The sequence below is a fragment of the Ensifer sp. EB106-03-01-XG145 genome, assembly GCF_058792075.1.
In genome coordinates this window covers 359,352-379,025 of the sequence record NZ_JBYTEC010000001.1, presented here as the reverse complement: position 1 = coordinate 379,025, position 19,674 = coordinate 359,352, and the positions used below count along the sequence as shown (strand labels likewise).

At 63.2% G+C, this 19,674-nt stretch carries 16 protein-coding genes; 8 read left to right on the top strand and 8 right to left on the bottom strand.

What is annotated here, in order from left to right; genetic code table 11:
- Nucleotides 1–108: 108 nt before the first annotated feature.
- From AC3WWH_RS01885 to AC3WWH_RS01875, 3 genes are all read left to right on the top strand, one after another.
- A complete protein-coding gene (locus tag AC3WWH_RS01885; RefSeq protein WP_058323639.1) occupies nt 109–3,294 on the top strand; it encodes an efflux RND transporter permease subunit in 3,186 nt (1,061 codons plus the stop codon).
- A 207-nt stretch (nt 3,295–3,501) separates the two neighbouring features.
- Nucleotides 3,502–4,695, top strand: coding sequence for a succinyl-diaminopimelate desuccinylase (gene dapE, locus AC3WWH_RS01880; RefSeq protein WP_113398440.1), 1,194 nt, complete (start codon nt 3,502–3,504; stop codon nt 4,693–4,695).
- A complete protein-coding gene (locus AC3WWH_RS01875) occupies nt 4,682–5,278 on the top strand; it encodes a hypothetical protein (protein ID WP_058323640.1) in 597 nt (198 codons plus the stop codon). The genes dapE and AC3WWH_RS01875 overlap by 14 nt, the downstream gene beginning before the upstream one ends.
- A gap of 120 nt (nt 5,279–5,398) precedes the next feature.
- On the opposite strand, the gene truA is transcribed toward AC3WWH_RS01875, so the two are convergent.
- From truA to def, 3 genes are all read right to left on the bottom strand, one after another.
- Nucleotides 5,399–6,142, bottom strand: a complete 744-nt coding sequence (gene truA, locus AC3WWH_RS01870) for a tRNA pseudouridine(38-40) synthase TruA (protein WP_058323641.1) — start codon at nt 6,140–6,142, stop codon at nt 5,399–5,401.
- The gene (fmt, locus tag AC3WWH_RS01865) at nt 6,142–7,077 is read right to left on the bottom strand and encodes a methionyl-tRNA formyltransferase (protein ID WP_058323642.1); all 936 of its coding nucleotides are present in this window, start codon (nt 7,075–7,077) and stop codon (nt 6,142–6,144) included. The genes truA and fmt overlap by 1 nt, the downstream gene beginning before the upstream one ends.
- Before the next feature lie 182 nt (nt 7,078–7,259).
- The gene (gene def / locus AC3WWH_RS01860) at nt 7,260–7,784 is read right to left on the bottom strand and encodes a peptide deformylase (protein WP_057248030.1); all 525 of its coding nucleotides are present in this window, start codon (nt 7,782–7,784) and stop codon (nt 7,260–7,262) included.
- A gap of 150 nt (nt 7,785–7,934) precedes the next feature.
- On the opposite strand from def, the gene AC3WWH_RS01855 reads away from it, so the two are divergent.
- The 3 genes from AC3WWH_RS01855 to AC3WWH_RS01845 all read left to right on the top strand — a co-directional run bounded on the left by AC3WWH_RS01855 (nt 7,935) and on the right by AC3WWH_RS01845 (nt 12,953).
- Nucleotides 7,935–9,128 carry a DNA recombination protein RmuC gene (locus AC3WWH_RS01855; protein ID WP_058323643.1) on the top strand — a complete coding sequence of 398 codons (1,194 nt, stop codon included), beginning with the start codon at nt 7,935–7,937 and terminating at the stop codon, nt 9,126–9,128.
- 51 nt (nt 9,129–9,179) lie between these two features.
- Nucleotides 9,180–10,079, top strand: a complete 900-nt coding sequence (locus tag AC3WWH_RS01850) for a ribokinase (RefSeq protein ID WP_058323644.1) — start codon at nt 9,180–9,182, stop codon at nt 10,077–10,079.
- Nucleotides 10,080–10,553: 474 nt separating this feature from the next.
- A complete protein-coding gene (locus AC3WWH_RS01845; protein WP_058323645.1) occupies nt 10,554–12,953 on the top strand; it encodes a methyl-accepting chemotaxis protein in 2,400 nt (799 codons plus the stop codon).
- A gap of 74 nt (nt 12,954–13,027) precedes the next feature.
- Here the strand turns inward: AC3WWH_RS01845 and AC3WWH_RS01840 are convergent, their stop codons facing one another.
- Nucleotides 13,028–13,972, bottom strand: a complete 945-nt coding sequence (locus tag AC3WWH_RS01840) for a nucleoside hydrolase (protein ID WP_058323646.1) — start codon at nt 13,970–13,972, stop codon at nt 13,028–13,030.
- Between the two features lie 265 nt (nt 13,973–14,237).
- Here AC3WWH_RS01840 and AC3WWH_RS01835 point away from each other — a divergent pair, with 265 nt between their 5' ends.
- Nucleotides 14,238–14,669, top strand: a complete 432-nt coding sequence (locus tag AC3WWH_RS01835) for an Hsp20 family protein (RefSeq protein WP_057248025.1) — start codon at nt 14,238–14,240, stop codon at nt 14,667–14,669.
- A gap of 47 nt (nt 14,670–14,716) precedes the next feature.
- A complete protein-coding gene (locus tag AC3WWH_RS01830) occupies nt 14,717–14,974 on the top strand; it encodes a BQ00720 family protein (protein ID WP_058323647.1) in 258 nt (85 codons plus the stop codon).
- A gap of 166 nt (nt 14,975–15,140) precedes the next feature.
- On the opposite strand, the gene trmB is transcribed toward AC3WWH_RS01830, so the two are convergent.
- From trmB to lnt, 4 genes are all read right to left on the bottom strand, one after another.
- Nucleotides 15,141–15,839 (bottom strand): tRNA (guanine(46)-N(7))-methyltransferase TrmB, encoded by a 699-nt coding sequence (trmB, locus tag AC3WWH_RS01825; RefSeq protein ID WP_058323648.1) that lies wholly within the window; start codon nt 15,837–15,839, stop codon nt 15,141–15,143.
- Between the two features lie 169 nt (nt 15,840–16,008).
- Nucleotides 16,009–17,277 (bottom strand): methionine adenosyltransferase, encoded by a 1,269-nt coding sequence (gene metK / locus AC3WWH_RS01820; RefSeq protein WP_057248022.1) that lies wholly within the window; start codon nt 17,275–17,277, stop codon nt 16,009–16,011.
- Between the two features lie 200 nt (nt 17,278–17,477).
- Nucleotides 17,478–17,897 (bottom strand): helix-turn-helix domain-containing protein, encoded by a 420-nt coding sequence (locus AC3WWH_RS01815; protein ID WP_057248021.1) that lies wholly within the window; start codon nt 17,895–17,897, stop codon nt 17,478–17,480.
- A 145-nt stretch (nt 17,898–18,042) separates the two neighbouring features.
- Nucleotides 18,043–19,638 (bottom strand): apolipoprotein N-acyltransferase, encoded by a 1,596-nt coding sequence (gene lnt, locus AC3WWH_RS01810; RefSeq protein WP_058323649.1) that lies wholly within the window; start codon nt 19,636–19,638, stop codon nt 18,043–18,045.
- Nucleotides 19,639–19,674 lie beyond the last annotated feature (36 nt).

Genomic DNA, 19,674 nt, shown 5'->3' with positions numbered 1-19,674 from the left:
GTGAAGAGGCGGCCGGCCTAGGCATCACTCAGCAGACAGCGCCGCGCGGCGACACTTTTCGCCGCGGCACACCCGCCGTCTGCCCGAACTCGTCCCAAGGGGGATACCATGAATTTCTCACGCTTCTTCGTCGACCGCCCGGTCTTCGCGGGCGTTCTTTCGGTCCTGATCTTCGTGGCCGGCCTGATCGGCATGACCGGTCTGCCGATCTCCGAATATCCCGAAGTCGTTCCGCCGCAGATCGTCGTGCGCGCGCAGTACCCGGGCGCCAACCCGGCCGTTATCGCCGAGACGGTGGCGACACCGCTCGAAGAACAGATCAACGGCGTCGAAGGCATGCTCTACATGCAGAGCCAGGCGACCGCCGACGGCCTGATGACGCTGACGGTCACCTTCGAACTCGGCACCGATCCGGACCAGGCCCAGCAGCTCGTGCAGAACCGCGTCTCGCAGGCCGAGCCGCGGCTGCCCGAAGAGGTGCGCCGCCTCGGCGTCACCACCGTCAAGAGCTCGCCAGACTTGACGCTGGTCGTGCACCTGATCTCGCCCAACGGGCAATATGACATCAACTATCTGCGCAACTACGGTGTGCTGAACGTCAAGGATCGGCTGGCCCGCATCGACGGCGTCGGCCAGGTGCAGATCTTCGGCGGCGGCGACTATTCGATGCGCGTCTGGATCGACCCGCAGAAGGCCGCCGAGCGCGGTCTTGCCGCAAGCGACATCGCCAATGCGGTGCGCGGTCAGAACGTCCAGGCGGCCGCCGGCGTCATCGGTGCTTCGCCTTCCGTTCCCGGCCTCGATCTGCAGCTTTCCGTCAACGCGCAAGGGCGTCTGCAGACGCCTGAGGATTTCGCCAACATCGTCGTCAAATCCGGCGCCGAGGGCGAAGTGACCCGCCTTGGCGACGTCGCCCGCGTCGAGATGGGCGCTGCCGACTACTCGCTGCGCTCGCTGCTCGACAACAAGCCGGCGGTCGGCATGGGCATTTTCCAGGCGCCGGGCTCGAACGCGATCCAGATCTCCGAAAACGTGCACAAGGCCATGGCTGAGCTGAAGCTCACCATGCCTGAGGGCGTCGACTACGAGATCGTCTACGACACGACGCAATTCGTCCGCGCCTCGATCGAGTCGGTCATCCATACCCTGCTCGAAGCGATCGCGCTCGTCGTGCTTGTCGTCATCATCTTCCTGCAGACGTGGCGCGCCTCGATCATCCCGCTCGTCGCCGTGCCGGTCTCGATCGTCGGCACCTTCGCGGTGATGTATGTCTTCGGCTTCTCGATCAACGCGCTCAGCCTCTTCGGCCTGGTGCTTGCGATCGGCATCGTCGTCGACGATGCGATCGTGGTGGTGGAAAACGTCGAACGCAACATCGAGCAGGGCCTGTCGCCGGTTCAGGCGACCTATCGCGCTATGCAGGAAGTCTCCGGCCCGATCATCGCGATTGCGCTGGTGCTCGTCGCCGTCTTCGTGCCGCTCGCCTTCATCACCGGCCTCACCGGTCAGTTCTATCGCCAGTTCGCGCTGACGATCGCGATCTCGACTGTCATCTCGGCCCTCAACTCGCTGACGCTGTCTCCGGCGCTGGCCGCCCTTCTCCTGAAGGACCATCACGCGCCGAAGGATTGGCTGACGCGGGCGATGGACAAGGCCTTCGGCTGGTTCTTCCGCGGCTTCAACCACTTCTTCGGGGCAAGCTCGGAGGCCTATGGCCGCGGCGTCGGCCGCATCCTGACGCGCAAGTCGCTGATCATGGTCGTCTATGTCCTGCTGCTCGGCGTCACCTTCACGCTGTTCCGCGCCATCCCCGGCGGCTTCGTGCCGGCCCAGGACAAGCAGTACCTGATCGGCTTCGCCCAGCTTCCTGATGGAGCAACGCTCGACCGCTCGGAAGACGTGATCAAGCGCATGAGCGAAATTGCGCTCAAGCATCCGGGCGTCAAGAACGCCATCGCCTTCCCGGGCCTGTCGATCAACGGCTTCACCAACTCGTCGAACTCCGGCATCGTCTTCGTTGCCCTGAAACCCTTCGAGGAGCGCAAGACGCCCGAACTGTCAGGCGGCGCGATCGCCATGCAGCTCAACCAGGAATTCGGCGCGATCCAGGATGCCTTCATCGCCATGTTCCCGCCGCCGCCCGTCCAGGGTCTCGGCACGACCGGCGGCTTCAAGCTGCAGCTCGAGGACAAGAACGGCCTCGGTTACCAGGCGCTCGACGAGGCGACCAAGGCGTTCCTTGCCAAGGCCTACCAGACGCCTGAGCTGGCCGGGCTCTATTCCAGCTTCCAGATCAACGTGCCGCAGCTTTATGCCGACCTCGATCGGGTGAAGGCACGCCAGCTCGGCGTGGCGGTCACCGACGTGTTCGAGACCCTGCAGATCTACCTGGGCTCGCTCTACGTCAACGACTTCAACGCCTTCGGCCGCACCTACAGCGTGCGCATCCAGGCGGATGCCAACTACCGCAGCCATGCCGACGACATCGGCAAGCTGAAGGTGCGTTCGCAGACCGGCGAGATGATCCCGCTGTCGGCGCTGTTGAAGGTCGAGCAGACCGTCGGCGCCGAACGGGCGATCCGCTATAACGGCTTCCTGTCCGCCGACATCAACGGCGGCCCGGCTCCGGGCTTCTCGTCCGGCCAGGCACAGGCGGCTATCGAGAAGATCGCCGCCGAAACCCTGCCGCCGGGCATCGCCTTCGAATGGACGGATCTCACCTATCAGCAGATCCTGGCCGGTAATTCGGGCATCCTGGTCTTCCCGCTGGCGCTGCTGCTCGTCTATCTGGTGCTCGCCGCCCAGTATGAAAGCCTAACCCTGCCGATCTCGATCATCCTGATCGTGCCGATGGGCATCATGGCGGCACTGGTGGGCGTCTGGCTGACGGGAGGCGACAACAACGTCTTCACCCAGATCGGCCTGATCGTGCTGGTCGGCCTGTCGGCGAAGAATGCCATCCTGATCGTCGAGTTCGCCCGCGAACTCGAACTGTCGGGCAGCACCCCGGTCAAGGCCGCGATCGAGGCGAGCCGGCTGCGTCTTCGTCCGATCCTGATGACCTCGATGGCCTTCATCATGGGCGTGGTGCCGCTGGTCACGTCCACGGGGGCCGGTGCGGAAATGCGCTCGGCCATGGGTGTCGCGGTCTTTGCCGGCATGATCGGCGTCACCGCCTTCGGCATCTTCATGACGCCGGTCTTCTACGTGCTGATCCGCAAGCTTACCGGCGAGCGGCCTCTGAAGCACGCCGGAGCCCATATCGAAGCGCCGCATCTCGCACCCGGAGAATAGGGCCTTTTTACCCGTTACACTCTTCACGCGGGCCGGATCCATCCCGGCCCGCTGACGCTGCGGCGTCGCGCCTCCGCCCAGGCGCGGCGCCGCATTGCATCCCCGCGTGACAGTTCCCCATCCCGCGTGACAGTTCGCTGGCGATCGGATAAACCAGCAGCCTCCATTCCATTGGCCTCAGCGGCCAAGCAGACGGCATAGCGTTAGATGACCCCCACCGATCCGATCGCCAATCTCGCCACCCTCATTCGCTGCCCCTCGGTCACCCCGGCCGAAGGCGGAGCGCTTTCCGCCCTGGAGGCGATGCTGAAGCCGCTCGGCTTTGCGGTCGATCGCGTGGTGGCGAAGGACGTCGGCACGCCCGATATCGAGAACCTCTATGCCCGGCTCGGCACGGAAGGCCCGCATCTGATGTTCGCCGGCCATACCGATGTCGTTCCCGTCGGCGACGAAGCCGCCTGGAGCCACGGCCCGTTTTCGGCCGACATCGCCGGCGGAGAAATGTACGGCCGCGGCGCCGTCGACATGAAGGGCGGCATCGCCTGCTTCGTCGCCGCAGTCGCCCGCCACATCGAAAAACAAGGGCTCCCGAAGGGCTCGGTTTCCTTCCTCATCACCGGTGACGAAGAGGGGCCGGCAATCAATGGCACCACCAAGCTCTTGCAATGGGCGGCCGACAAGGGCGAGCGCTGGGACGCCTGCCTCGTCGGCGAACCGACCAATCCGGACCATCTCGGCGACATGATCAAGATCGGCCGGCGCGGCTCGCTCTCCGGCCGCATCAACGTCAACGGCGTGCAGGGCCATGCCGCCTATCCGCACCTTGCCGACAATCCCGTGCGCGGCATCCTGCAGCTGACCCAGGCGCTGATGGATCCGCCCTTCGACAACGGCACCGAGAGTTTCCAGGCATCGAACCTTGAGGTGACGACGATCGATGTCGGCAATGGCGCCGTCAACGTCATTCCGGCCAAGGCGAGTGCCGCCTTCAACATCCGCTTCAACGACACCTGGACGGCGGAAAGCCTGATGGCCGAGATCATCGCCCGGCTCGACCGGGCGGCTGCAAGCGGCAGCCTCAGGCCCGACCGCGCGCCCGTCCGCTACGAGATCACCTGGGCCGAACGCCCGAGCCACGTGTTCCTGACGCGCAACAATGCGCTGATCGATTCGCTTTCCGGCGCTGTCGAAGCGGTCACCGGCCGCCAGCCGAAGCTGTCGACCACGGGCGGCACTTCGGATGCGCGTTTCATCAAGGACTACTGCCCTGTGGTCGAATTCGGCCTGGTCGGCCAGACCATGCACATGGTCGACGAGCGCGTTGCCGTCGCCGACCTCGAGACGCTGACGAACATCTACGAAACCTTCATCTTCAGTTGGTTCGGCCATGCCGCTGCTTGATGAGGTGCTTGCCTATATCAAGGGCCTCTGGCTCTTGGCTCAGGGCAAAGAGGAGGGATTCCGCTGGCTCGATTTCAGTGAGAGCGGCCTCTGGCGCTCCTTCACCTCTATGCTCTGGTGCCTGCCGGCGATCGCCGTCACATGGGCATCCTGGCGGTTCTACTACCTGTCGGCCATGCCTGAAGGCACGGTGATCGGCATCGGCTTCATCTTCAAGCTCTTGGTCGTCGATCTCGTCAGTTGGCTGCTGCCGCTGGTGCTGATCGCTGTTCTATCGCGCCCGCTCGGCTTTGCCGGCGCGGTGGTGCCCATCGTCGTCACTACCAACTGGCTCTCGGTCCCGCTTTCCTATGCGATGGCCATTCCCGCCGCCATTCGCCTGATCATTCCGGGAAGCCAGGGCCTGACGAGCCTGATCTGGCTGGCGCTGCTCGTCGTCAGCGTCGCGGTGCTTTTCCGGCTCCTGCGCATGATTACCGGCAACCAGATCCTGCTTGCCTCGGCGCTGACGGCACTCTTCCTGCTGCCATCGATGATGATCGGCGATCTCCTGCAGCGCTTCTTCGGCCTGATCCCGGGCTAGCGCATGTCGCGCAAAAGTGCGCAGCGGTTTTGCAATAACGACATGCGGAATTTCAAGGACTCAAATCGCGAGCGAATCTGAAAGATCGAGACACGCCTGGAGCCCGGGATCAGCCGGCGATCAATAATCCACTTGCAGGAAATATAGCCCATCGGGCGGAGCCACGGGGCCGCAAGCCTTGCGGTCACGCGCTTCGAGTGCGGCCTGCAGGTCGTCCGGCGTCCACTTCCCCTCGCCCACCAGCTTCAACGAACCGGCAAAGGACCGGATCTGATTGTGCAGGAAGCTCTGCGCCGTGGCGCGGATTTCGATGACACCGGCGACGAGCGCGACATCCAGCCGATCGAGGGTGCGCACCGGGCTCGTTGCCTGGCAATGGGCGGAGCGGAACGTGGTGAAGTCATGGTGGCCGACGAGACGTTGCGCGCCTTCGTGCATCGCCGCGTGGTCGAGCGGCTTCGGCACCCACCAGGCGCGCCTGGCTTCTAGCGCCAGCGGCGCCGGCCGGGAAATGATGCGGTAGAGATAGTGCCGGCGCAGCGCCGAGAAACGCGCGTCGAACTCCGGCGACGTTTCCTCGGCTTCGAGGATCGCCACACGCTCACCCGCAAGCCCCAGATGCGCGTTCAGCGCGTTGCGCAGCGTATAGGGCTTCCACGGGCGCGTCAGATCGACATGCATGACCTGGCCACTGGCATGCACGCCGGAATCGGTGCGGCCGGCGCCGCGGATCGAAACGGTCTCGCCGGTCAAGGACAGCACCGCCTTTTCGATCGCCCCTTGCACGGATTGGCCGTTGTCCTGCCGCTGCCAGCCGACATAGTCGGAGCCGTCATATTCGACGGTCAGCTTGAACCGCGGCATCAGCCGACCCTCGTGCCGGACGCGACCGGCGTTCCGCGCAGGAAGTCGGCGGCGCCGAGCGCCTTGCCGCCGGCGCGCTGCAGGCGCGTGAGCCGAACCGCACCCTCGGCGCAGGCAATCGTGAGATTGTCGTCAAGCGCCGTGCCGGGCTCGCCGGCACCCGATGCCGGCTCGGAATTCAGAACCTTGATACGTTCCGGCTTGCCAGCGATTTCGAGTTCGAACCATGCGCCCGGGAATGGCGACAGGCCGCGAATATGGTCATGCACCTCGCGAGCGCTGCGGGCAAAGTCGATGCGGGTTTCCGCCTTGCTGATCTTCGCCGCATAGACGACGCCCTCGTCGGGCTGCGCGGTCAGCAGCAGATCGCCGGCCGCGAGCTTGGCCATCGCCTCCCGCATCAAGCCCGCGCCGACCTGCATCAGCCGGTCGTGCAATTCGCCCGCCGTCATCGTCTCGCCGATCTGGACGGCCTTGGTGAGGGCGACGGGGCCGGTATCCAGCCCCTTGTCCATCTTCATCACCATCATGCCGGTCTCATGATCGCCGGCCATGATGGCGCGCTGGATGGGGGCAGCACCACGCCAGCGCGGCAGCAGCGAAGCATGGCCGTTGTAGCAGCCGTATTTGGTGCCGGTGAGGATCGCCTCGGGCAGAAGCAGGCCATAGGCGACGACGACGGCGACATCAGCGTCGAAGTCGCGGAAGGTCTGGCGATCCGGCTCGTCCTTGAAGTTGACCGGCGTCAGCACGGGGATGCCGAGCAGCTCGGCCGCCTGATGCACCGGCGACTTCTGCAGATCGAGCCCGCGGCGGCCGCCCGGTCGCGGAGGCTGTGTATAGGCGGCAACGATCTGGTGACCAGCCTCGGCAAGCGCCGCCAGCGTCGGCACCGAAAATTCCGGCGTACCCATGAAGATGATGCGAAGTGACAAGGCGGTAACTCCGTCCTTTCAGATCACTTCAAACGGGAAACGGCGAAATGATCTCATTCTCTGAAACAGGACAATTCCAGGCGGAAAACCGTTTCACGCTTTTCCTGGAATTGTTCAATGGGTTCCCGCCCTCAAATCGTGCCCTTTGCGCGATCTGTTCGCGACCGCTTGCATGGCCGGCGTCAGATCGCCTTCGCACCGCGCGTCTTGGCGGCCTTGGTGAACTTGCGGATCACCATGTCGCGCTTGAGCTTGGAGATATGATCGATGAACAGCACGCCATTCAGGTGATCGATCTCATGCTGCAGGCAGGTGGCGAGCAGGCCATCGGCCTCGATCATCTGTTCCTTGCCGTCACGGTCGAGATGCTTGACGGTGATCGCCGCGGGGCGCTCGACCTCGGCGTAATAGTCCGGGATCGACAGGCAGCCTTCCTCGTAGATCGAACGCTCATCGGACGAAGCAACGATCTCGGGATTGATGAAGACGAGCGGGGTCTTGTCGTCGCCTTCTTTCGAAACGTCGAGCACCAGCATGCGTTTGGCAACGCCGATCTGGATCGCGGCAAGGCCGATGCCGGGCGCGTCATACATGGTTTCGAGCATATCGTCGGCCAGACGGCGGATGTCCGCGTCGATGGTTTCGATCGGCGTGGAAACCTGGCGAAGCACAGGATCGGGAAGGATGATAAGCGGCTTGATCGTCATGCTGCTCCCATAGCCGATCTTTCCACCGGCGTGCAAGAAAATTGCCTTGCCACCCTCAGCGGCCGTTTCCCATGGCCTCGCGTTAACCGCACGGTACAGATGTTCATGTTTTGATCTATAAAACATCCGCGAATCTGTTAGGCTTACACCATGGAACCAGCGCCCATCGACCTTTCCCAGCCATTGTTTTTCATCGGCACTCTGCCGGTCACGCTGGGCCATCTCGCCATCGCCGGCGGCCTGATAGTGGCAGTCGCGCTGCTGATGGCGCTCTCGCGGCGGCGGGATACCCGCGACGAGGAGCGGCAGGAACAGATGGCGATGCTGCTTGCCGCCCAGACGGAGATGCAGGGGCGGGTTGCCGCCATGGCCGAGGTGTTCGGCGCCCGGCAGGCCGAACTCAACCAGTCCCTCAGCCAGCGCATCGACGGCATGACCCATCGGATCGGCACTTCGATCACCGAACAGACCAAGGCGACGCACGAAAACCTCAGGCGGCTGCAGGAGCGCCTGGCGGTCATCGACAATGCCCAGAACAACATCCAGTCGCTGGCCAAGGACATGGCCGGGTTGCAGGCGATCCTTTCAAACAAGCAGACGCGCGGCGCCTTCGGCCAGTCACGCATGGAGGCGATCATCGCCGATGGGCTGCCGATGGGCGCCTTTGAATTTCAGACGACGCTGTCGAACGGCGCACGACCCGACTGCACCATCCGCATGCCGAACGGCCAGCCGGCGCTCGTCATCGACGCGAAATTTCCGCTGGAAGCCTGGAACGCGATGCGGGATGCCCCGAATGCGGAACGCCGCCAACAGATCGCGCAACTCTTCCGCCGCGACATGGAAACTCATGTGCGCGATATCGCCAGCAAATACCTGATCCCCGGAGAGACACAGGACACCGCCTTCCTCTTCGTGCCATCGGAATCGATCTTCGCCGAAATCCACGAGCATTTCGAAGCGATCGTGCAGAAGGCGCATCGCCAGCGGATCGTCATCGTCTCGCCGTCGCTGCTGCTCTTGTCGATCCAGGTGATCCAGGCGATCCTCAAGGATGCGCGCATGCGCGAGCAGGCGCATCTGATCCAGGGTGAAGTAGCCAGGCTGATGGAGGACCTCAGCCGTCTCGACGAGCGCGTGCGCAAGCTTCAGGGCCATTTCGCCATGAGCCAGAAGGACGTCGAGGATATTCTGATTTCGTCCAGCAAGCTCACGCGGCGCGGCGCCAAGATCGAGGCGCTCGAACTTCAAGCCGAAGGCGGGACGCAAGAAGCAAGCGATCCGCGTGCCGCCGTCGACAACCGCGTCGGGCAATTGCGCCTGCGGGTGGTTGACGAGGACTGAGGCTGTCGGGCACTCTCCGGCCCACTTTGCAATCCGACGGGAAATTTTCACATGATCACTGTTTTTGGGTCCATCAACATGGACCTGATCGCCACGACCGCACGCCTTCCGAAGCCGGGCGAGACCGTTGCCGGAACTGGTTTTTCGACCGCCGCCGGCGGCAAGGGCGCAAACCAGGCGCTTGCCGCGCGACGTGCGGGAGCGACAGTTAAGATGGCTGGTGCTGTGGGCAAGGACAGTTTTGCCGATGGCGCGCTGGAACTGCTGAAGGGTGCTGGCACCGACCTCTCCCTGACCAAGACGGTGGAAGAGCCAACCGGCACCGCGCATATCTTGGTCGGCGGTGACGGCGAAAACGTCATCGTCGTCGTCGCCAGTGCCAATGCGACTGTCAATGAGGCCGATGCGGTGAAAGCCGTCGACGGCATGAAGCCCGGCGACACGCTGATGCTGCAGCTCGAAATTCCGGCAGCCTCCGTCGAGAAGGCGCTCAATGTAGCCAAGCAGAAGGGCGTCCGGTCTGTCATCAACATCGCGCCGTTGACCGCGGATGCGGCCCGCCTCGGGCGCATGGCCGATATCGTCATTGCCAATGAGACCGAATTCGAGCTGCTCGCCGGCAGGACCGGCATCAGCAGCGCGGAACGCGAAGACGCGATGAAGGCGCTTCACGCCGAGACCGGCCAGACGGTCATCGTCACGCTCGGCGCCGAAGGCGTCGTGGCCGTGCACGAAGGCGAGATCCAGCGTGCCAAGGGCCTGAAGATCGAGCCGGTCGATACCGTCGGCGCCGGCGACACCTTCTGCGGCTATCTTGCCGCCAGCCTCGACGCCGGCATTGCCTTTCCCGATGCGCTGCGCCGTGCAGCCGTCGCCGGCTCGCTCGCCTGCCTGAAGAGCGGCGCCCAGCCCTCGATCCCGCTCGCTTCGGAAGTGGCGTCGCGCCTTTAGGCCGCAGTTCGCTTGGGGTGGACCGTCCCAGGCCGACAAACGCGGATGCTCAGCCAATGCAGCCGGGTGCGGGCGGAAATCGGCCCGCACTTTTTCGTTGGTGCGCCCTACTGCATGTCTCCTCAAATCGACCTCGATTTACGGAAAAGACATGCAGCTAATCAACCCGCGGCGCTGTCGCGCCAAGCCGTTACCGCACCTCGAAATCTCCGCTTGCGCAATCCGGACAGCCGATGTCGCGGAGATAAAACTTTGCGCGCAATTTTATCAAAGCGACGCGTGATTTAGCGCTCGCGTTGGCCCTATTTTAAGAATCTCCAGTCTATTCAGGACCCTGAGAAAGCCGGTCGACATGACCCGGTCGCCTCCGACATGCCGGTCGGCATCTGACGCTCCATGATGGAGTTCACCCCCATTGCGAAATGCGTCCACCGCAGGCGAGAGCCGGCGGACCTCCCAGCACGTGAGGATTTCATGCTCAAGTTCCAAGCCAAATCGCTGGCGACCAAACTGATCGCGGTGACAGGCGGCACGATTGCACTTGTCCTGCTCGCCTCGAATTTCGTTCTCATCTCCCAGACCCAGGATCGCGTCGAAAAGCTGGTCCTTGAACAGGCAAACGGCGAAGCCCGCGCGATCGCCTCCGACATCGCCGGCGACGTCGGCGAGCTTGCGAGCGCTGCCCGCTCTATGGCCGGCGTTCTCGGCCGGGCACATGCGGAAAAGTCGCTGGAGCGCACCGGGGTGATCAATATCCTGAGGGCGAACCTCGAGCAGAACCCCTTCGCCTTCGGCAGCTGGTTCGCGGAAGAGCCCAAGGCCTTCGACGGCCGCCAGGAAGATGTCGTCAACAATATGGAACTGGGCGGCAACGAGCTCGGCATTTTCACGCCCTACTGGTCGAAGACCCGCAACAACGAAATCCAGTACTCCACCTTCAAGGCGGATTATCCGGCGGAGTGGTATGCGCTCGCGGCAAAGAGCGGCAAGGGCGCGATCACCCAGCCCTATACTGCCGAGGGTACCGACATTCCGACCGCGATGAGCTCGATCGCCTATCCCGTTATGTCAGGCGGCAAGCTGATCGGCGTCTCCGGCGTCGACATTTCACTCGCCTCGCTGGCCGAGGGTCTGGCGAAGTTGAAGCCGTTCGAAACCGGCCGCGTCTACCTGCTGTCGCAGAGCGGCAAGTGGCTCGTCGCGCCGATCCCGGAACTGCTGCTCAAAGCCTATGACGGCGAAGGCAACGACATCGTCAAGAATGCGCTTGATTCCGGCAAGCCTGGCGTCATTTCCAACCTTTCCTATGACGGCAACGAACCCTTCGACCGCCTCGTCTATCCCTTCGCGCTTTCGGGCGTGAACACCAGCTGGGTCGTGCTCGTCGACGTGCCGCGCGCCGCGATCAATGCCCCGGTCAAGGACCAGACCTACATGATGATCGTCGGCGGCCTGGTCGTGCTCGGCGCCGTTCTGCTCGGTCTCTATCTCGCCGTCCGCGGCTTCGTGCAGAAGCCTCTCGCCGCCCTCGTGAACGACGTCAAAGGACTCAGCCACGGCGACTATACCAAGGCGATCGCCGGCCAGGATCGCTCCGACGAAACCGGCGAAGTCGCCAAGGCACTCGAGGGCTTCCGCCACCAGCTTGCCGACACCAAGCGCCTGGAAGGCGAAGCCCGCCATGAGCGCGAACAGGCCGAGCGCGAACGCGGCCGGTCGGAAACCGAGCGTGCCGAGAGCAGCGCCTTGCAGCGCGACATCGTCGCCCGCCTCGGCAAGGGCCTGTCCCATCTCTCGTCCGGCGATCTCGCCTTCCGCATCACCGACGAGTTCCCGGGCGAATATGCCCAGCTCAAGCGCGACTTCAACGCGACGATGGAAAGCCTCGAAGCGACGATCCGCACCGTCAACCATTCGGTCGTCAACATTGGCAACGGCACGAGCGAAATCAGCAGCGCCGCCAACGACCTGTCGCACCGCACCGAACAGCAGGCGGCGAGCCTCGAAGAAACGGCAGCAGCCCTCGACGAGCTGACCTCGCAGGTCAACGCCAGTGCCGAAAACGCCAAGGTCGCCGCGAAATCGGTGGAAGTGGCCAGCAGTGATGCCGGACAGTCGGGCGAAGTGGTGCAGAAGGCCATCGCCGCGATGAAGGGTATCGAACAGTCGTCGCACGAGGTCAGCCGCATCATCGGCGTCATCGACGAAATCGCCTTCCAGACCAATCTTCTGGCGCTCAACGCCGGCGTCGAGGCGGCCCGTGCGGGCGAAGCCGGCAAGGGTTTTGCCGTCGTCGCCCAGGAAGTCCGCGAGCTTGCCCAGCGCTCCGCCAATGCCGCCAAGGAGATCAAGACGCTGATCAACACTTCGGCCGGCCAGGTGCGCGAAGGTGTCGACCTCGTCGGTAAGGCGGGCGGCGCGCTCGAAAAGATCGCCGAGCAGGTGGTGCAGATCAACGGCCTCATCCGCCAGATCTCGAGCTCGGCCTCCGAGCAGGCCGTCGGCCTCAAGGAGATCAACTCGGCCGTCAACCAGATGGACCAGGTGACCCAGCAGAACGCCGCCATGGTCGAGGAGACGACGGCTGCCGGCATGGCGCTCAACGAAGAGGCCCGCACGCTCAACGCCCTGGTTGCCCGCTTCCGCGTCGCCCAGTCCTCGGCGTCGGCCCAGCCTTCCTCGTCGGAGATGCTGCGTGGTACCGCCGAACGCATGCGTGCGGCCGAACGCCCGGCACCGGCACCTGCCCGCGAGGCGCGGCCGGCTCCGGCAGCAAGCCCGGCACGAAGCAGCTACTCGGCTTCAACGCAGCGGGTGCTCACCCAGACCTCGGGCGCCAACGCGCTTGCCCAGGACAATTGGGAAGAGTTCTGATCAACAGATCGAGAAAAGAAACGGCGCCTCTCGGGGCGCCGTTTTTGTTTGAAGCATGATGATCGAGCGTAGGCTCAGATGCGCGACAGGCGCTCGGTCAACAAATCGAAAAAGCCCTGGTCGTCGACGAAGCGCATGACCTTGGCATTGTGCGGCCGGCCGGTGACCTGCCACCAGTCGACAACCGTCATGCCCGCCGTCAGCGGCGACTGGGTTTCGATCTCGACATTGCAATCCCGACCGGTGAAAAGCTCGGGGCGCAGCAGATAGGCGATGACCGTCGGGTCGTGCAGCGGGCCGCCATCGGTGCCGTATTTCTCGATGTCGAAGCGTTCGAAGAATTCGAGCATCTCGGCCATGGCGATCGCCGGGCGGCTGCCGATGTCGCGGATCTTCTGCACCCGCGCCTTGTGGGTGAGCACGCGATGGGTGACGTCGAGCGGCATCATCACGATCGGAATGCCCGAGCGGAAGACGATATCGGCGGCTTCCGGATCGACATAGATGTTGAACTCGGCCGCCGGCGTGATGTTGCCGCCTTCGAAGAAGCCGCCGCCCATCATCACCAGTTCCTTCACCCGCGGCGCAATCTCAGGCGCCTTCTGGAGCGCGAGCGCGATGTTGGTGAGCGGTCCCAGCGTGCAGAGCGTCACCGAGCCCTCTGCCTCGTTGCGCAGCGTTTCGACGATGAAGTCGACCGCGTGCTGCTCCTCGAGTTTCATCCTGGGCTCATCGAGCGTCGGGCCGTCGAGGCCGGTCTTGCCGTGCACGTGCTCGGCGGTGACCAGCGGACGGGCGATCGGCTTGTCCGCGCCGGAAAAAACCCGAACCTTCGGCCGGTCGCAGAGCTCGCAGAGAATGCGCGCATTGCGGGCCGTCAAGGTCAGCGGCACGTTGCCGGCGACCGTGGTGATGCCGAGCAGGTCGATCTCTTCCGGACTGCCGAAAGCGAGCATGATGGCGGCGGCATCGTCCTGCCCGGGATCGGTGTCTATGATTATCTTTCTGGGCGCGGGCACTCTCTCGTCCTCCCTGGATCACGTTTGGTTGGGTCGACCCGACCCAAAGCCAGGCGCGATCGATTTCAATGCACCGGAGCGGATACGGGTAGCGTCGCATGCGCCCTCCTCGCCCCACTCTTGGATTCTGCGAGAGCGGACTATGATTTGCGTGCACGCCCGAGGCAAGCGGCTTGCACTCATTGCGCACAGCTACCATATTGCGGCAAGGATGCTGCTGGGCAGGTCCGAACATCGGTCGCTTGATCTCGCAAGGACTTGAAGAATGAGCCGAATTACGCCCTTTACGAGCCCGCTTCTGCTGGGTTTCGACACAATGGAAAAGACCCTTGAGCGCATCGCCAAGGGCAATGACGGATACCCGCCCTACAACATCGAGCGGATCCGCGGCGATGCCGCCGTTGACGCACCCGAGCGGCTCAGAATCACGCTTGCCGTGGCCGGGTTTTCCGAAGAAGACCTCGAAGTGACCACTGAAGAGAATCAGCTCGTCATCCGTGGCCGCCAGGTCGACAACGGCGATCGCGAGTACCTGCACCGCGGTATCGCTGCGCGCCAGTTTCAACGCACCTTCGTTCTCGCCGATGGCATGAAAGTTCTCGGCGCCGAGCTGCGCAACGGCTTGCTCTCCGTCGACCTCGTCCGTCCCGAACCGGTGCGTATGGTAAAGAAAATTAACATTTCAGTCCCAGAGTAGGATAACCGGCGGGATTTTCCCCTGGCCGGCGACCACGGAGTATCACCATGGGACTGAAATCCATCAGCTCGTCACTGTCGAAGAACGACCTCGCACATCTCGGCGAAGGCGAAATCGGCTACATCCGGAAAATGCGTTCGGAAGAAGTCTCGCGCTGCTTCCCGGAAGCACCGGAGATGGGACCGGGCATCGATCTCTGGGCTCTGTTCGGCGCCGACGGCACGCCGATCCTCCTGACCGACAATCGTTCCAGCACCTTCTTCAAGGCCGCCGAGGATGACCTGAAGACGGTCACCCTGCATTGATCAGGCTGCCGTCGGTGACCGTAGATCTATAGGGCTGAATTGAAGCCGCCGCTCTGTATTGAACGACGCAATTCCAGACGGAAAACCGCTTCGCACTTTTCCTGGAATTGATTTTGGAGTGCCGCAATTCCGGGCGGAAAACCGCTTCGCACTTTTCCTGGAATTGCTAGGCTCGGCGGAAAGTGAGATAGGCGGAGCTCCGGCCTTCCCGGCGTGCCTTGGCCTCATAGCGTGTGCTCGGCCACCCCTCGTACGGCGTCAGCCAGTCGGCTGCCTTCTCCGCCGTCCATTCGAAGGCCGCGTGATCGCGGCAATGCAACAGCGTCCAATTGACATAGGTGTCGATATCCGAGGCGAAGCAGAAAAGCCCGCCCGGCTTCAGCACGCGCGCAAAGCGGTCGAGATTGACCTTGGAGACGAAGCGGCGCTTCCAATGTTTGCGCTTCGGCCACGGGTCCGGATAGAGCAGGTCGATCTGGTCGACGGAAGCGGCCGGCAGCCAGTCGAGAACCTGGGTGGCGTCGTCGTCATAAAGGCGGATGTTGCTGACACCGCGAGCCTCGATGTGGCCGACGAGCTTGGCCATGGAATTGACGAAGGGCTCGACGCCGATAAAGCCTGTTGAGGACGTCTCGGCGGCGCGGTGGATCAGATGTTCACCGCCGCCGAAGCCGATTTCCAGCCGGATACGATCGACGCCCTGAGGAAACAACGTCTTCAGTTCCGCCGGAGCCGGGCTCGACAGATCGAGCTTCAGCGTCGGCAGCACGGTTTCCAGATGCGCCGCCTGCCGCTCGCGCAACGGCTTGCCCTTGCGGCGGCCGAAAAAGGCCTCGGTTGCTCTGGCACGGCGCGGTTCGGTCATGTCGTTTGTCCCTTGGTCACGCTGATCCCGGATCAAGCCGACCCAAAATCAAAATGAACGAAGCGGGCGCTCCTTGCCGGAGCGCCCGCCCTGAATTTCGCAAGCGCCTGATAGCAGGCCGCTGCGCTATCTTCAATGCGCGGCGTTACACGCCACGCCAATCGCAGGATTAGGCGGCTGCCCGGCCGTTGACGGCACCGCTCTGCTCGATCGCCGCCTTCAGCGGCTTCACCAGATCGAGCTTCTCCCAGGAGAAGGAACCGTCGCGGCCAGCCTTGCGGCCGAAGTGGCCATAGGCAGACGTCTTGGCGTAGATTGGCTTGTTGAGATCGAGGTGACGGCGAATGCCAGACGGCGACAGGTCCATCGTCTTGCGGATGGCCTGCTCGACCTGATCTTCCGAGACCTTGCCGGTGCCGTGCAGGTCGACATAGATCGACAGCGGCTGGGCAACGCCGATGGCGTAGGAGAGCTGGATCGTGCAACGATCGGCAAGACCGGCGGCTACGACGTTCTTTGCCAGGTAGCGCGCGGCGTAGGCAGCCGAACGGTCGACCTTGGTCGTGTCCTTGCCCGAGAAGGCGCCGCCGCCATGGGGCGCAGCACCACCATAGGTGTCGACGATGATCTTGCGGCCGGTGAGGCCGGCGTCGCCGTCCGGGCCACCGATGACGAACTTGCCGGTCGGGTTGATGTACCAGGTGCAATCGTCGGCGATCTTCAGATCATCGAGCGCTTCGCGGATATAGGGCTCGACAACCGAGCGAACCTTGGCCGAATCCCAGGTGTCATCGAGATGCTGCGTCGACAGAACGATCGAGGTGACTTCCGCCGGCTTGCCATCGACGTAGCGCACGGTGACCTGGCTCTTGGCGTCCGGACCGAGCTTGGCGACTTCGCCTTCGCCCTTCTTGCGGGCGGCGGCGAGCAGATTGAGGATGCGGTGCGAGTAGTAGATCGGCGCCGGCATTAGTTCGGCGGTCTCGCGGCAGGCGTAGCCGAACATGATGCCCTGGTCGCCGGCACCCTCTTCGCCCTGCATGTCGGCAGCGCTGTCGACGCCCTGAGCGATGTGGGCGGACTGGAAGTGCAGAAGCACGTCGATCTTGGCCGTCTTCCAGTGGAAGCCGTCCTGCTCATAGCCGATCTCGCGGATCGCCTTGCGGGCGGCGGACTTGAACTTCGAGGGGTTGATGACGTCGTTGCCGTCCTTGTCCTTCTTCAGAAGGCTCGGCGGCAGGCGCACTTCGCCGGCGATGACGACGCGGTTGGTGGTCGCCAGGGTTTCGCAAGCGATGCGAACGCCCCACGGGTCGACACCGGTCTTGGCCGCTTCGCGGTAGACCAGATCCACGATCTCGTCGGAGATACGGTCACACACCTTGTCCGGATGACCTTCGGCTACGGATTCACTCGTGAACAGGTAGTTTGCACGCATGCGGGAAGTCCCCTCAATGAAGAAAAAGCGCTGGCATGGTGTTAGTGGTTTTGCGCCCGAAAAACAAGCGCACAACGACATAAATATATCTTTATATCACCATCGGGGCCAATCACTTTGGCGCGCCCGGAGAAAAGCGCGCATGAAAAAAGCGGCACAAAGGCCGCTTTGTTTTCAAGTCCCGACGGGGAACGTTGGAACTATTCGCTTTCTGCTTCCGCAGCGAGAGCCTTGACCAGATCGACAAGCCGGCGGCGAACCTTCGGATCGGTGATCTTGACGAAAGCGCGGTTGAGTTGCAGCCCCTCGGAGGACGACAGGAAATCGACAACGTAGTTGGAACTGGACGCTTCTGCCATGCCGGGCTGACCGGTACCGCTGTCGCCCGGGGCATCTTCGAAGAAGAAGGAAACCGGAACATTCAGGATGCCCGAAATGTTCTGCAACCGGCTCGCGCCGACGCGATTCGTGCCCTTCTCATACTTCTGGATCTGCTGAAAAGTGATCCCCAGACTTTCGCCGAGCTTCTCCTGGCTCATGCCAAGCATCGTGCGGCGAAGACGAATCCGACTACCGACATGAATGTCGATCGGGTTCGGCTTCTTTTTGTTTTCGATCATATCTGCGTTCCCAAACACGCTGTTTCGTTTGATCCACCGCCCGGCATGAAGCACCGCTCACCGAGGCGACCGCCACGGTGATACGACAAAGCCGCCACAACAAGGACGATGGTGCGGACCACTATGCAATTTTAGGGGTTTTAGGTCAATTCTTCCTAATATTAAAACCAACACGCGAAAACACTGCAACCAGAAGGAGCAAGAGTGCACTCAGCCAGAAGATTCGGCTTCGCATAGCGTCGTCCAAAGGCGTAGGCATCTTTCCCGGCAGAAGTGTGTCGACCACTCCCCTATAATTGTAGGACAATCCTACCATTAAAACCCCACGTGCATCAACAATTGCTGATATACCGCTGTTGGCTGCGCGGATCAGGGGGGTTCCGGTCTCGATGGCGCGCAGTTGTGCCTGATGGAAATGCTGGCGCGGACCGGGCGTGTCGCCGAACCAGGCATCATTGGTGATGTTGAGAAGCGCATCCGTTCCGCGCGCGGCCCCGTCGATCTCGTCAGGGAAGATCGCCTCGTAGCAGACCAGCGGATAGAACTTCCTGCCGCCGGGCAAGGTCAGCAGCGAGCGGCTCTTTGCCGCCGAAAAGCCGCCCGGCATGGAGGCGGCGATGGAACTCAAGCCCCAGGACGACAGCACCTCCTCGAACGGCAGATACTCGCCAAACGGGACGAGATGCACCTTGTCGGCGGCACCAATGATCTGGCCGCGGCCATCGATGACATAGATCGAGTTGTAGTAGCGCGGCGGCAGGCCGGCGCCCGCGTCCTCGGCGCGCACGGCACCGGCGATGAGGATCTGATCGTCGTCGAGTACCTCGGCGATGCGCGCCAGGGCGTCGGGATTGTCGGTGAGGATGAAGGGGATCGACGTCTCGGGCCAGACGACGATGTCCGGGCGTTTGCCGCCGTTTTCGGGCGCGGTAGCAGTGAGCGAAAGATGTTCCTCGAAGACCGCCGCACGCTCGCGGTCGTCGAGCTTTTTCGCCTGATCGATCACCGGCTGGACGAGACGGACCGTCAGCGGCGGCTCGGCCGCAGGGGGGGCTGGCTGTGCCAGGCGATAGAAGCCGAAGCCGACGTGCGCCGTGAGGAGGATGAGTGCGGCCGCGAGACCAATCCGGCTTCCCCTGCCGGTGGCAATGAGTGCGGGTGCCGCGAAGACGAAGACCGCCAGCATGTTGATGGTCGCAAGACTGACGACGCTTGCAGACTGCATCATCAGCGGCATCGGCATCGCCGCATAGCCGATGGCATTCCAGGGAAACCCGCTGAAGAGGAAGCTGCGCAGCCATTCGCAAAGGCCAAAGGCCAAAGCAAGTGCTGCGATCCGCCCGACACCATCGGACCAGAACAGGCGCGCGATCAGCGTCGCCAGCGCATAAAAGAGCGCCAGGAAGGCCGGGAGACCGACGACAGCGAGCGGCAACGCCCAGGCGAAGTCGTCGGCCTCCACCAGGAGCGCGTTGCCGAGCCACCAGAGACCGCCGAGGAAGTAGCCGAAGCCGAACCACCAGCCGATCGCCGCCGCCGGCCAGAGCCGCCTGACGCTGCCGCCATCCGGATTTCCGGTCGCGCCGTCAAGCAGCCAGACGAGGATCGGGAAAGCGACGAAAGCAAAGGCGAAGATGCCGAAGGGCGGTTGCGCCAGAACCGCCAGAAGCCCCGCAAGGAACGCGAGCAATGCCCTCGGGAAACCGGAGAGAAGCATCACCCTGCCAGCCAGTCTTACCATGCAGCCTCCAGTCGATCCCGGCCGCTAGCCGCGGCG